General features: G+C 71.9%; 10 protein-coding genes. 6 read left to right on the top strand and 4 right to left on the bottom strand.

Features of this window, described 5'->3' with window-relative positions; genetic code table 11:
* The first annotated feature begins 109 nt into the window (after positions 1 to 109).
* Positions 110 to 1,747, top strand: coding sequence for a PucR family transcriptional regulator (locus tag NV263_RS22805; protein ID WP_263248656.1), 1,638 nt, complete (start codon positions 110 to 112; stop codon positions 1,745 to 1,747).
* Between the two features lie 88 nt (positions 1,748 to 1,835).
* On the opposite strand, the gene coaA is transcribed toward NV263_RS22805, so the two are convergent.
* Positions 1,836 to 2,768 (bottom strand): type I pantothenate kinase, encoded by a 933-nt coding sequence (gene coaA, locus NV263_RS22800; RefSeq protein ID WP_263248655.1) that lies wholly within the window; start codon positions 2,766 to 2,768, stop codon positions 1,836 to 1,838.
* 191 nt (positions 2,769 to 2,959) lie between these two features.
* Entirely contained in the window at positions 2,960 to 4,396 is a 1,437-nt protein-coding gene (locus NV263_RS22795) for an amino acid permease (protein ID WP_263248654.1), read from the bottom strand.
* Positions 4,397 to 4,711: 315 nt separating this feature from the next.
* On the opposite strand from NV263_RS22795, the gene NV263_RS22790 reads away from it, so the two are divergent.
* From NV263_RS22790 to NV263_RS22775, 4 genes are all read left to right on the top strand, one after another.
* The gene (locus NV263_RS22790; protein WP_263248653.1) at positions 4,712 to 5,164 is read left to right on the top strand and encodes a universal stress protein; all 453 of its coding nucleotides are present in this window, start codon (positions 4,712 to 4,714) and stop codon (positions 5,162 to 5,164) included.
* 16 nt (positions 5,165 to 5,180) lie between these two features.
* Positions 5,181 to 6,122, top strand: a complete 942-nt coding sequence (locus NV263_RS22785; protein WP_263248652.1) for an adenylate/guanylate cyclase domain-containing protein — start codon at positions 5,181 to 5,183, stop codon at positions 6,120 to 6,122.
* Positions 6,123 to 6,342: 220 nt separating this feature from the next.
* Positions 6,343 to 7,722, top strand: coding sequence for an FAD-binding oxidoreductase (locus tag NV263_RS22780; RefSeq protein WP_263248651.1), 1,380 nt, complete (start codon positions 6,343 to 6,345; stop codon positions 7,720 to 7,722).
* Between the two features lie 14 nt (positions 7,723 to 7,736).
* Positions 7,737 to 8,966: an SAM-dependent methyltransferase gene (locus NV263_RS22775; protein ID WP_263248650.1), complete on the top strand. Its 1,230-nt coding sequence runs from the start codon at positions 7,737 to 7,739 to the stop codon at positions 8,964 to 8,966.
* Here NV263_RS22775 and NV263_RS22770 read toward each other — a convergent pair whose 3' ends face one another.
* The gene (locus NV263_RS22770) at positions 8,967 to 10,382 is read right to left on the bottom strand and encodes a lipase maturation factor family protein (RefSeq protein ID WP_263248649.1); all 1,416 of its coding nucleotides are present in this window, start codon (positions 10,380 to 10,382) and stop codon (positions 8,967 to 8,969) included. It abuts the gene before it with no gap.
* A gap of 114 nt (positions 10,383 to 10,496) precedes the next feature.
* Between NV263_RS22770 and NV263_RS22765 the strand changes: the two genes are divergently transcribed.
* Entirely contained in the window at positions 10,497 to 11,315 is an 819-nt protein-coding gene (locus tag NV263_RS22765; RefSeq protein WP_263248648.1) for a putative RNA methyltransferase, read from the top strand.
* Between the two features lie 7 nt (positions 11,316 to 11,322).
* Here NV263_RS22765 and NV263_RS22760 read toward each other — a convergent pair whose 3' ends face one another.
* Positions 11,323 to 12,786 (bottom strand): aldehyde dehydrogenase (NADP(+)), encoded by a 1,464-nt coding sequence (locus tag NV263_RS22760; RefSeq protein WP_263248647.1) that lies wholly within the window; start codon positions 12,784 to 12,786, stop codon positions 11,323 to 11,325.
* Positions 12,787 to 12,806 lie beyond the last annotated feature (20 nt).

Genomic DNA, 12,806 nt, shown 5'->3' with positions numbered 1-12,806 from the left:
TGGTGGGAAGTGTCGTCACTGGGAGATTAAGTCCGGCGGAGCCCATCGGATTTGTTCGATCGGCTACCGTTGGAGCAGTCGGATTGTTCTGTCGGACAAAGGATTCGTGGTGCGTTCGGGCGAGGTGGAGCCCGCGTGGGTGCCGTTGCGGCAGGTGCTCATCGCCGTCGGCGAGCCGTTGGTCGACGTGCTCGCGGCGCCGCGCGGCTTCGACGTCGGCGTGCGCGACGTCGTCATTGTCGACCCGGAGGAGGACTCCGGCAGCGGTCGCCAGGGCGACTTCGTGCTGGTGATCGGCGCGCGCGGACGCGCCGCGATGCGGCTGGTGCGGGCCGCCGCCCGCGAGGGCGCGGCGGCGGTGGCGGTCAAGGTCGGGTCCGACCAGGACGCCCGGGCGCTGCGGGACACCGCCATCGACTGCGGCGTGGCGCTGCTCGGCGTGCGGCCCCAGGTGCGGTGGGAACAGCTGGAGTCGTTCGCCCGGTCAGCCGTCGACAACGCCCGCGTCACCGGCGAGGCCGACGTGGGCGAGGCGCTCGGCGACCTGTTCTCGCTGGCGCAGACGGTGGCGGCGATGACCGACGGCATCGTCAGCATCGAGGACACCGCCAACCGGGTGCTGGCCTACTCCCGCTCCGCCGACGAGGTCGACGAGCTGCGGCGGCTGTCCATCCTGGGCAGGCAGGGCCCGGAACCGTACCTGGCGATGCTCCGCGACTGGGGCGTCTACCAGCGGCTCCGCGCCGGTGAGGAGGTCGTGCGCATCGACGAGCGCCCCGACCTGGGCATCCGCCGCCGGATGGCGGTCGGCATCCACGCGGGCAACCAGCCGCTGGGCACCATCTGGGTCCAGGAGGGCGAGCGGCCGCTGGCCGAGCGCTCCGAACGGGCCCTGGTCGGGGCGGCGCGGGTGGCCGCGCTGCACCTGATCCGGCAGCGCGCCGAGTCCGGGGCGGCGCCGCGGTTCCGGGAGAACCTGCTCACCGGCCTGTTGGACGGCCGCATCGACGCGCGCTCGGTGGCCGACAACATCGGCGCCGACGAGTCGCGGCCCGCGGCGGTCGTGGTGTTCACGCTCCGCCCGGTCACCGCCGGTGACCGCTCCGAGCTGGAACTCCAGCGCGCCGAGATGACCAGCCTCATCTCGGTGCACGCCTCCGCCTACCGGCGCAGCGCCCTGGTCACCACGATCGGCTCCCGGGTGTACGTGCTGCTGCCCGACCTGCCGGAACGCTCCGCCGCCTCCGCCGCCCTGAGCCTGACCAGGGAGATCCTGGCCGCGGCGAAGGGGCACGTGCGGGCCCGCGTGCAGGCCGGTGTCGGCTCGGCCGTGCCGACGCTGGAGGACGTCGCCGAGTCCCGCGCCGAAGCCGACCGCATCCTCGACGCGATGACCCACGACCTGGGCGTCGAGGTCGCCACGCTCGCCGACGTCCGGGCGCAGGTGGTGGTCAGCGAACTGCTCACGATGTTGCAGGGCAACGAGCGCTTCCGGGACTCCCGGCTGACCGCCCTGCACGACCACGACGCCGAGCACGGCACCGACCTCGCCCCGTCCCTGCTGTCCTACCTGGAGGCGTTCGGCGACGTCCGCGCCGCCAGCGAACGGCTGCACGTCCACGCGAACACGCTGCGCCACCGCATCCGGCGCGCCGCCGAGATCACCGGCATCGACTTCGACGACCCGGCCGAACGCCTCAACGCCCACCTCCAGCTGCTCCTCGCCCGCCGCACCCGGCGGGCGTGACGGGAAAGGGGCGGGAGGTCACGCGGCCACGGCCGGTTCGGCGAACGGCGTCCGGAGACCGCCCGTCCGCGTCGTTTCCGAACCGACCTCAGAGCTTGCGCAGGCGGACGCGGTTGATGGAGTGATCCACGTCCTTGCGCAGCACCAGGGTGGCGCGGGGCCGGGTGGGCAGGATGTTGTCCACCAGGTTCGGTTCGTTGACCGTCTTCCAGATGTGCCGGGCCTCGGCGCGCGCTTCGGCGTCGGACAGCCGGGCGAAGTGGTGGAAGTGCGAGTCCGGGTCGGCGAAGGCCGTGCCGCGCAGCGCCAGGAAGCGGTCGACGTACCAGCGTTCGATGTGCTCGGTGTGCGCGTCGACGTAGAGGGAGAAGTCGAACAGGTCCGAGACGGTCAGGCTCGGTCCCGGCTGCAGGACGTTGAGGCCCTCGATGATGAGGATGTCCGGGCGCCGGACCACGTGCTGCTCGCCGGGCAGGATGTCGTAGGCCACGTGCGAGTACACCGGCGCGGCGACCTCGGCGGCGCCCGACTTGACCTCGGTGACGAACCGCAGCAGCGCCCGGCGGTCATAGCTCTCCGGGAAGCCCTTGCGGTGCATCAGCCCGCGGCGCACCAGCTCCGCCTTCGGGTACAGGAACCCGTCGGTGGTGACCAGGTCGACCCGGGGGTGGTCGGGCCAGCGGGCCAGCAGGGTGCGCAGGATGCGGGCGGTGGTGGACTTGCCGACCGCGACGCTGCCCGCGATGCCGATCACGAACGGCACCTTGGTGCCCCCGGTCCGCTCGCCGAGGAAGGTCGTGGTCGTCTCGTGCAGCTGTTGGCGGGCAGCCACCTGGAGGTTGATCAGCCGGGACAGCGGCAGGTACACGTCGGCGACCTCGTCGAGGTCCACCGGTTCACCGAGCCCGCGCAGGGCGGCGAGCTCGTCCTCGGTCAGCGGCAGGGGAAGCGAGTTGCGCAGCTCCCGCCACTGCTCGCGCTGCATCTCCACGTACGGGCTCAGTTCGCGAACGCGCGTCACAGCCACCCCTCGGCGTTGAGGCCCAAACCGCGTCGCCGAACGGCCGCCCGCCGACGACCCGTGCACCGTAGGCCGCCGCGACGCCGCGGCGCAGTGATCCAATGCACGCTGAGACGCACCGAACACGCTTGATCGATCGCGCGCACGCGGCGGGGCCCCGGTCACCGGTACCGGGGCCCCGCCGCGTCGGCTCACTGCTGCTGGGACTGGTTCAGCTTGGAGTGCCGGTAGCCGTACGAGAAGTAGATGATCATGCCGATGACGAACCACACCGCGAAGCGGATCCACGTCTCGGTGGTCAGGAACGTCACCAGCCAGATCGAGAACACGATGCCGATGATCGGCACGATCGGCATGCCCGGGCACTTGAAGCCGCGCGGCAGGTCGGGGCGCCGGTAGCGCAGCACGATCACCGAGGCGCAGACGATGACGAACGCCAGCAGGATGCCGATGTTGGTCAGCTCGGCCGCCTCGCCGATCGGCAGCAGACCCGCGATGACCGCCGAGGCGACGCCGATGACCCAGGTGAAGCGGTTCGGCACCTTGCGCACCGGGTGCGTCTTGGAGAACCACTTCGGCAGCAGCCCGTCGCGGCTCATGGCGAAGCCGACCCGGGTCACGCCGAGCATGAAGGTGAACAGCACCGTCAGGATGCCCAGGATCGCGCCCACGGCGATCACCGCGCCCAGCGCGGGCATCCCGATCGACGCGAAGGCGCTGGAGAACGCGCTCTCGGAGTTGATCTGCTTGTACGGCACCATCCCGGTCAGCACCAGGCAGGCCAGCACGTACAGCACCATCGCGATGGCCAGCGAGTACATGATCGCCTTGGGCATGTGCTTCTGGGAGTCCCGGGACTCCTCGGCCGCGGTGCTCATCGCGTCGTAGCCGAACACGGCGAAGAAGACCGTCGCGGCGCCGGTGAACGCGCCGCCGATGCCGTAGGGCAGGAACGGCTGGTAGTTGCCCGCGTTGATGTGGAACGCGCCGACCACGATCACCAGCAGCACCACGCCGACCTTGAGGTAGACGAGCAGCGTCTCGAACCGGGCGGCGTTCTTCATGCCCTGGTTGAGCATGAACGCGATGAACAGGCACAGCAGTGCCGCGAACAGGTTGACCTTGTAGCTGCCGGGCGGGGCGCCCCCGGTCTCGGTGCCGGGCGCCCCCTGCATCCACAGCGGCAGCTCCAGGTGCAGGAAGCCCAGCAGGTCGTTGAAGTAGCCGGAGATGCCGATCGCCACGACCGCCACGATCGCGGTGTACTCCAGCAGCAGGTCCCAGCCGATGAACCAGCCGACGACCTCGCCGAGCACGGCGTAGCCGTAGGTGTAGGCGGAACCCGCCTTGGGGATCATGCCCGCGAACTCGGCGTAGGAGAACGCTGCGGCGGCGCTGGCGATCCCGGCGATCAGGAACGAGAACAACACGCCGGGGCCGGCCTTCTCGTTGGCGACGGCACCCGCCAGGGAGAAGATCCCGGCTCCGATGATGCCGCCGACGCCGATGGCGGTCAGCTGCCACAGGCCGAGGGACCGCTGCAGGCCGGTCTCGCCTTCCTCGGTGATCTCCCCGATCGGCTTGCGGCGGAACACGCCTCTCCCGGGGTGGAGACTGGGTGTGGTCACGACTTCTCCCTGTGCCATTGACTAGGTGCCGGACGTGCGGCCGACGCGGGACCGGTGCGCCAAGCCGGTGCCGTGCTCTGTCTCACTGTCGGCGTTCACACGTTTCGGCGAAACCTACGCGCTGGTTCACGACCCGCAGTTTGTGGGTCCGGACGACAGTTCATGGTGATCTTTGGCCGATGCGACAAAAAGGTCCCGAAACAGGGGCTGATCAGCGCACAGTGCGACCGGAACGTCCGCCACGCGTGACCGGTGAGCCGCGCGATCGTTAGTGTTCACATCCGCCGAGTTCCTGCCGTCGGAAGTGAGAGTGGGATGCCCAGTTACCGCACCGTGGTCGTCGGAACGGACGGCTCGGCGCCGTCCCTGCGCGCGGTGGCGCGTGCCGCCGAGGTCGCCCGGGACGCCACCGCGAAGCTGGTGATCGTCTGCGCCTACTACCCGAGCAGCGGCCGCGAGGTGCAGCAGGCGCAGGACGAACTCGGTGGCGAGGCGTTCCAGGTGATCGGTTCGGCCCCGGCGGAGGACACGCTGCGGGAGGCCGCGGACGCCGCGCGCGTTGCCGGGACGACCGGCGTCGAGACCGTCGCCGCGGTGGGCGAGCCGGTCCCCACCCTGCTGGCGGCCGCCGAGGAGCGCGGCGCCGACCTGCTCGTGGTGGGCAGCCGGGGTCTGAACACGCTGAAGGGGCGGATACTCGGGTCGGTGCCCTCCGAAGTGTCCCGCCGGGCGGACTGCGATGTGCTCGTTGTTCGAACCACGCGATAAGGAGATCAGCGGCGACGTGGTCGAGGAGACCATCCTCGGCGGTCCGCCGCGCTACACCAAGGCGCAGGTCGCCGAGGCCGCCGGGGTCGAGGTCGCCCGCACCGAACGGCTCTGGCAGGCGATGGGCTTCGCGCACGTCGGCGACGACGAAGCGGTGTTCACCGACGCCGACGTGGCGGCGTTGCGCGCCCTGGTGCAGCTGGTGTCGGCCGAGGTGATCCCGCCGGAGCTGGAGACGGCGGTGGCCCGCTCGCTGGCGCAGACCATGTCCCGGCTGGCGGAGTGGCAGGTCGGCATCTTCCGCTCGATCCTCGGCGAGCAGTTCGCCAAGGACCTGGTGACCACCGCGCAGTTCGCCGACGCCATCCTGCCGGTGATGGAGCGGATGCAGGGCTACGTGTGGCGGCGCCACCTGGCGGCCACCGCCTCCCGCGAGCTCACCGAGCGCGAGGAGACCTCCGCCGACGAACGCGTGCAGGTGATCGGGTTCGCCGACATCGTCGGCTACACCCGGCTGATCCGGGACTTCACCGAGCTCCAGCTGGCCCGGCTCATCGACGGGTTCGAGGAGCTGGCCACCGGCGTGGTGGCCGAGAACCACGGGAGGATCGTCAAGACGGTCGGCGACGAGGTCCTGTTCGTCACCGACACCGCGGCGGACGCGGCGGAGATCGCGTTGACGCTCAACGAGGAGATCGCCCGCGCCGAGGAGCTGCCGCCGCTGCGGATCGGCCTGGCCCGGGGGTCGGTGCTGGCCCGGTTCGGCGACGTGTACGGCTCGACGGTCAACATCGCCAGCCGGCTGACCTCGGTGGCCCGCCCGGCGTCGGTCCTGGTGGACCGCGAGATGGCGGCGGCCCTGCGCGGCAGCCCGGACTACCGGCTGATCTCCGTGGGCCCGACCAAGGTGCAGGGCTTCCGCGGCCTGCGCGCCTGGGCGCTGCGGCGCGGTGGGTGAGTCGGCGGTCGGATCTCACCCGTTGTGACCGAAATCGCCCAAAAGGTGCATGTTGCATGCAACCGAGGGCGCGCGGGTTGATCACCTGCTGTTTCGGTCGGCCGAGGCGGTGCGCCGCCGGGTCCAGCCGGGGAGGTTCGTCCCTTGCGACCGGTTCGGCGGTCGATCCGGCCGCCGGAAGCGGGATGCCCGAGCCCTGCCGCGGCAATAGAGTCGACGCATGGTCGATCGGGGAACAGCCGCGGCAGCCAGTCATTCCGCCGACGTGGCCGCGTTGGTGGCCCAGTACCGGAGGATTCCCGACGGCGCCCCGGTCCGGCTGGCCAAACCCACGTCCAACCTGTTCCGCTTCCGCGAGCCCGCGGGCGCACCCGGGCTGGACGTCGGCCGGCTCGACCGGGTGCTGGCGGTCGACTCCGCGGCGGGCACCGCCCAGGTGCAGGGCATGGCCACCTACGAGTCCATTGTGGATGCCACGCTGCCGTCCGGGCACATGCCGACGGTGGTGCCGCAGCTGCGCACCATCACCCTCGGCGGCGCGGTCGCCGGACTCGGCATCGAGTCCACCTCGTTCCGCAACGGCCTGCCGCACGAATCGGTGCGGGAGATGGACATCCTCACCGGCGACGGCGAGGTGGTGACCGCCCGGCCGGACAACGAGCACGCCGCGCTGTTCCGCGGGTTCCCCAACTCCTACGGCACCCTCGGCTACGCGCTGCGCCTGGAGGTCGAACTCGAACCCGTGCGCCGGTACGTGCGGCTGCGGCACGAGCGCTTCGGCTCGGCGCGCGAGGCGGCCACCGCCATCGCCGAGATCTGCCGCGAACACCGGTACGACGGCGAACCCGTGGACTTCGTCGACGGAACCGTGTTCGGCCCGCACGAGCTGTACCTGACGCTGGGCACCTACGCCGACGAGGCGCCGTTCACCAGCGACTACACCGACCAGCGGATCTACTACCGCTCGGTGCGCACCCGCGACACCGACCACCTGGCGATCCGCGACTACATCTGGCGCTGGGACACCGACTGGTTCTGGTGCTCCCGCGCCCTCGGCGTGCAGAACCCGCTGGTCCGCAGGCTGTGGCCGCGCCGGTACCGGCGTTCGGACGTCTACCGGCGCATCGTCGCCTGGGACCGCCGCCACCACCTGACCGACCGCCTCGCCGTGCTGCGCGGAGGAGGTCCGAACGAGCCGGTGATCCAGGACGTGGAGATCCCGGTCGACCGGCTCGCGGAGTTCCTGGAGTTCTTCCACCGCGACATCGGCATCAGCCCGGTGTGGCTGTGCCCGGTCCGGCTGCGCGACCCGAAGGGCTGGCCGCTGTACCCGATGGACCCCGAGGTCCTGTACGTCAACGTCGGCTTCTGGGCGACCGTCCCGCTGCGCCCGGGGGAAGCGCCGGGCAAGCACAACCGGGCGATCGAGGAAGCCGTGCGCGACCTGGACGGGCACAAGTCGCTGTACTCCAACGCCTACTACTCCGAGCAGGAGTTCTGGCAGCTGTACAACCGGCCCGCCTACACCGAGCTCAAGCAGCGGTACGACCCGAAGGGCCGATTGCCGGACCTGTACGACAAGTGCGTGCGGGAGAAGTGAGGAAGGAGCCGCAGATGGGCTGGGCAGAGCTGTTTCCGCGCATCCTCGGGGAGGACCTCTCCGTGGAGGTCCGCGCCTACGACGGCAGCCGGGCCGGGCGCGTCGGCTCGGACGTGTGCGTGGAGATCCGCTCCCCGCTGGCGCTGGCGCACCTGGCCGCCGCCCCCGGTGAACTCGGGCTGGCGCGCGCGTACGTCACCGGGGCCATCGAGGTCCACGGCGACATGTACACCGCGCTGTCGGCGTTCCCCACCGTCACGTTGCACGACATCCCGCCGCGGACGCGCCGCGAACTGCTGCTCAAACTGGCCGGTTTCCGGCTGTGGTGGCCGGTGCGCCCGCCCGAGGTGGAGCACCGGCCGCGCGGCTGGCGGCACTCCAAGTCCCGCGACAGCAAGTCGATCTCCTACCACTACGACGTGTCCAACCGCTTCTACGAGTGGGTGCTCGGACCGTCGATGGCCTACACCTGCGCGGTGTTCCCCGCGGCTTCGTCCACTTTGGAGCAAGCGCAGCACGCCAAGCACGACCTGGTGGCGCGCAAGCTCGGGCTGCGGCAGGGCATGCGGCTGCTGGACGTCGGCTGCGGCTGGGGCGGCATGGTCGTGCACGCCGCCGAGCACTACGGCGTGCGGGCGCTGGGCGTGACGCTGTCCCGGCAGCAGGCGCAGTGGGCGCAGAAGACCATCGCCGAGCGCGGTCTCGCCGACCTCGCCGAGGTCCGCCACCTCGACTACCGGGACGTGCCCGAGACCGGGTTCGACGCGATCAGCTCCATCGGCCTGACCGAGCACATCGGACGAGCGCAGCTGCCCGCGTACTTCTCCTCGCTGCACGACAAGCTCAAGCCCGGCGGCCGGTTGCTCAACCACTGCATCACGCGGCCCGACGGCAGCTACGGCGCCCGGCCCGGCAAGTTCATCGGCCGCTACGTGTTCCCCGACGGCGAGCTGGAACCGGTGGGCACGCTGGTCTCGGAGATGAACGACCACGGCTTCGAGGTCCGCCACGAGGAGAACCTGCGCGAGCACTACGCGCTGACGCTGGCCGGGTGGTGCCGCAACCTGGACGCGCACTGGGACGACGCCGTCGCCGAGGTCGGCCCCGCCCGCGCCCGCGTGTGGCGGCTGTACATGGCCGCCTGCCGGCTCGGGTTCGAACGCAACATCGTCCAGCTGCACCAGGTCCTCGGCGTCCGCCTGGACGGCACCGACTCCCGGATGCCGCTGCGCCCGGACTGGTGATCAGCGCAGGTCGGCCAGGGACAGCTCCGGGACGAAGTCGCCGACCGGCGAGCGCTGCCAGAACGCCCCGGTGGCGCGCCGCTCGGCGCGCGTGGTGAAGCGGTACCGGTACAGCAGCGCGCGGACCCGCTGCGGCGGCGAGTCGGGGAACGGGTTGCGCCGCAGCAGCCGCAACACCTGCTCGTCGCCGCGCAGCAGCGCCGCGATCAGCCCAGGCAGCCAGGAGCGCCCGTAGCTCGGCGACAGCGGCAGGAACCACATCAGCCAGTCCAGCCGCAGGTGGTACGGCGCCACCTGCGGCGGGCGGCGGTACGGGTCGCCGGGCTTGGCCTTGAAGTCGTACTCCCGCCACCGCGCGCCGTCGAAACCCTCCAGGACCACCTCGTAGCGGGTGCGCGTGACCGAGCCGAACGCGCCGTAGGTGTTGCCCAGGTGCAGCCGGTTGAAGCTGCGGTTCATCACCTGGCGGCGCCCCAGCATGTTGCGGACCGGCCAGTAGCTGAGCACCACGAAACCGGCGGTCAGCGCGAGCACGGCCGCGCGGAACCACGGCGGCGCCGCCTGCTGCGGGGGCGGTGTCGGCGTGACCGGGTGCAGCAGCCACCCGCCCATCGCGGAGAACGCCAGGGTGATCGTGATGAAGTTCAGCCAGGCGAAGTTCCCGCTGAGCATCAGCCATCCCTGGGTGACCACGACGATCAGCCCGGCCGCCGTGGCGACCGGCTGCGGGGCGAACAGCAGGAACGGCACGAGGAGCTGCGTGACGTGGTTGGCGGTGACCTCCGCGCGGTGCACCGGGCGCGGCAGCCGGTGGAACCAGCGGCTCAGCGGTCCGGGCACGGGCTGGGTCTCGTGGTGGTAGTACAGCGCGGTGAGGTCGCGCCAGCAGCTGTCGCCGCGCAGCTTGATCAGCCCGGCGCCGAACTCGACGCGGAACAGCAGCCAGCACAGCAACCAGATGACCGGAGCAGGCGGCGCGACGTGCGACGGGCCGAGGAAGATCGCCAGGAATCCGGCCTCCAGCAGCAGCGACTCCCAGCCGAACGAGTACCAGACCTGCCCGACGTTGACGATCGACAGGTACAGCACCCACAGCACCAGCCACATCACCATCGCCGCCCACAGCGGCACGACGTCGGCCGCGCCGAACAGCACCAGCGCGCTGAGCCCGGCACCGGCGCCGGAGACGACCGCGAAGAACCGGTCCGAGTAGTGCAGGTGGAACAGGCTCGGCGCCCGGCGGAAGCCGGCGATCTCCAGGAAGCGCGGGATCGGCGTGAGGCCCCGCTCGCCGAGCAGCCCCCGGAACTGGTGCAGCGCGCAGCCGAACGCGAGCAGGTAGCAGAGCGCGAGCAGGTGCTGCACCGCGAACCGCGCCTGCCAGTACTCCTCGGCGGCGAACCAGTTCCAGTCCATCGTCCGTCCCGATGTCGACGGCAGTGGCCGTGCCCGCAGTCTGCCAACGCCGTCCGGGAGGGCGCAGCCAGCCGCTTCTAGAATGCGTCAGCTGCGAGGAGGGGAGGGGCCGAGTTGCTCGACGACGTGCTGGAGGTCCTGGCGTGCCCGCACTGCGGGGCCGGGCTGCAGCGGCACGGCTCCGGGCTGCGCTGCCCGGCGGGCCACGCGTTCGACATCGCGCGCCAGGGCTACGTCAGCCTGCTCCCCGGCCGGACCGGCGGGGACACCGCCGAGATGGTGGCCGCCCGCGCGGACTTCCTGCGCGCCGGGCACTACGCGCCGATCGCCGACGCGGTGACCGACGCGCTCGCCGAGGTCACCGGTTGCGTCGTCGACGTCGGCGCGGGCACCGGCCACTACCTGGCGCGCGTGCTGGAGCGGTCACCGCAGCGCACGGGCCTGGCGCTGGACGTGTCCAAGTACGCCTGCCGCCGCGCGGCCAAGGCCCACCCGCGCGCCGGGGCGGCGGTGGCCGACGCCTGGCAGGGCCTCCCGGTGCGCAGTGCGGCGGCCTCGGCCGTGCTCAACGTGTTCGCGCCGCGCAACGCCGCCGAGATGCACCGCGTGCTGCGCCCCGGCGGTCTGCTGGTGGTCGTCACGCCGAACGCCGACCACCTCGCGGGCCTGGTCGCCGATCTCGGGCTGGTCACCGTCGACGGGCGCAAGCAGCAACGGCTCGACGCCCAGCTCGCCGACCGCTTCCGGCTCGTCGACCGCCGCGACCGCGAGTTCGGGCTGTCGCTGGACCCCGCCGAGGCGGAGGCGGTGGTGGCCATGGGGCCCAGCGCCTGGCACGCCACCCCGGAGGCGTTGCGCGAGCGCATCGCCCGGCTCCCCGCGCCGGTGGCGACCGCGGCGTCCGTCGCGGTAGCCACCTACGAACGGGTGTGAGCGCGCCTCACCGGGGTTCGTGGACCGCGCGGGGGATGTTCCACGGGTTGTCGTCGCGGAGCGGTTCGGGCAGCAGGGGTTGCGGAACGTCCTGGTAGGTCACCGGGCGGAGGAAGCGGTCGACGGCCGCGGTCCCGACCGAGGTGAACCGGGCGTCCGTGGTGGCCGGGTAGGGGCCGCCGTGCTGCATGGCCGGGGACGGCGAGACGCCGGTCGGCCAGCCGTTGAACAGCACCCGGCCCGCGCGCTCCCGCAGGCGGCGCAGCAGCGCGCCCGCGAGGTCGGGCTCGTCGGGTTCGGCGTGCACGGTGGCGGTCAGGTTGCCCTCGATCGCCTCGGCGGCGCGGTGCGCCTCCTCGGCCGAGCGGTACTCGACCACGATCGACAGCGGCCCGAACACCTCCTCCAGCAGCGCCCCGCGGTGCGCGAGCAGGGTGTCGACGTCCGTGGCCAGCAGGGTCGGCAGGGTTTCCCCGTCGACGCCGCCCTCGGCCAGCACGCGCACGCCCGGCACCGCGGTGACCTCATCGCGACGGCCGCGGTAGCCCTCGTGCAGCCGCTCGTTGAGCATCCGGTGCGCGCCCACGCCCCGGGACTCCTCGGCGAGCACGTCGTCCAGGCCGTGCCCGGCGGGCAGGAACAGCAGGCCCGGTTTGGTGCACAGCTGCCCCGCGTTGCCGGAGTAGGACGTGACGTAGCCCCGGGCGATCTCCGGTCCTCGGGCGCGGACCGCGCCGGGCGTGACGAAGACCGGGTTGACGCTGCCCATCTCGGCGAAGAACGGGATCGGTTCCGACCTCGCGTTCGCGATGTCGAACAGTGCACGACCGGCCGGAACCGAGCCGGTGAACGCCGCCGCCTTCACCCGCCGGTCGCGCAGCGCCGAGGTCCCGACGTCGAATCCCAGCACGACCTGGAAGGCGCCCTCCGGCGCCCCGGCGTCCCGCAGCGCGGCGGCGACCAGCTCGCCGGTGCGCACCGACAGCCGGGGATGTCCCGGGTGCGCCTTGAGCACCACCGGACAGCCGGCGGCCAGCGCCGAGGCGGTGTCGCCGCCGGCGACGGAGAACGCGAACGGGAAGTTGCTGGCCGCGAACACGAGCACCGGGCCGACCGGGTGCAGCACCCGGCGCAGGTCCGGCTTGGTGCCCAGCGCGAACCCGGGATCGGCGCGGTCCACGGTCGCCCGCAGGTACGAGCCGTCCCGCAGCACGTCGGCGAACATCCGCAGCTGGAACGTGGTGCGCTTGAGCTCACCGCCCAGCCGCGTCCGGGACAGGTTCGTCTCGTCGATCGCCAGCGGCACCAGCTCGTCGGCCGCGGCGTCCAGCGCGTCGGCGGCGGCCGCGAGCTGGCGGGCCCGCTCGGCCGGTGCCTGCCCGCCGAACGCCTCGGCCGCCTCGGCGGCGCGTTCCAGGACTGCGTCGAGTTCTGCCTGCGTGGTGTCCGGGATCTGCTCGGTCGCGGTCAACTCGTCCTCCGGTGCGACGG

It is taken from the genome of Saccharopolyspora rosea (assembly GCF_025643595.1).
Classification (GTDB): Bacteria; Actinomycetota; Actinomycetes; order Mycobacteriales; family Pseudonocardiaceae; genus Saccharopolyspora; species Saccharopolyspora rosea.
Note: the sequence above shows the minus strand (reverse complement) of the source record. Positions and strands in the feature narration are given on the sequence as shown.

Coding starts and splice junctions, on each gene's coding strand:
- NV263_RS22790 (WP_263248653.1), top strand. CDS start 4,712: ATGCCCAGTTACCGCACCGTGGTCGTCGGAACGGACGGCTCGGCGCCG.
- NV263_RS22780 (WP_263248651.1), top strand. CDS start 6,343: ATGGTCGATCGGGGAACAGCCGCGGCAGCCAGTCATTCCGCCGACGTG.
- NV263_RS22775 (WP_263248650.1), top strand. CDS start 7,737: ATGGGCTGGGCAGAGCTGTTTCCGCGCATCCTCGGGGAGGACCTCTCC.
- NV263_RS22770 (WP_263248649.1), bottom strand. CDS start 10,382: ATGGACTGGAACTGGTTCGCCGCCGAGGAGTACTGGCAGGCGCGGTTC.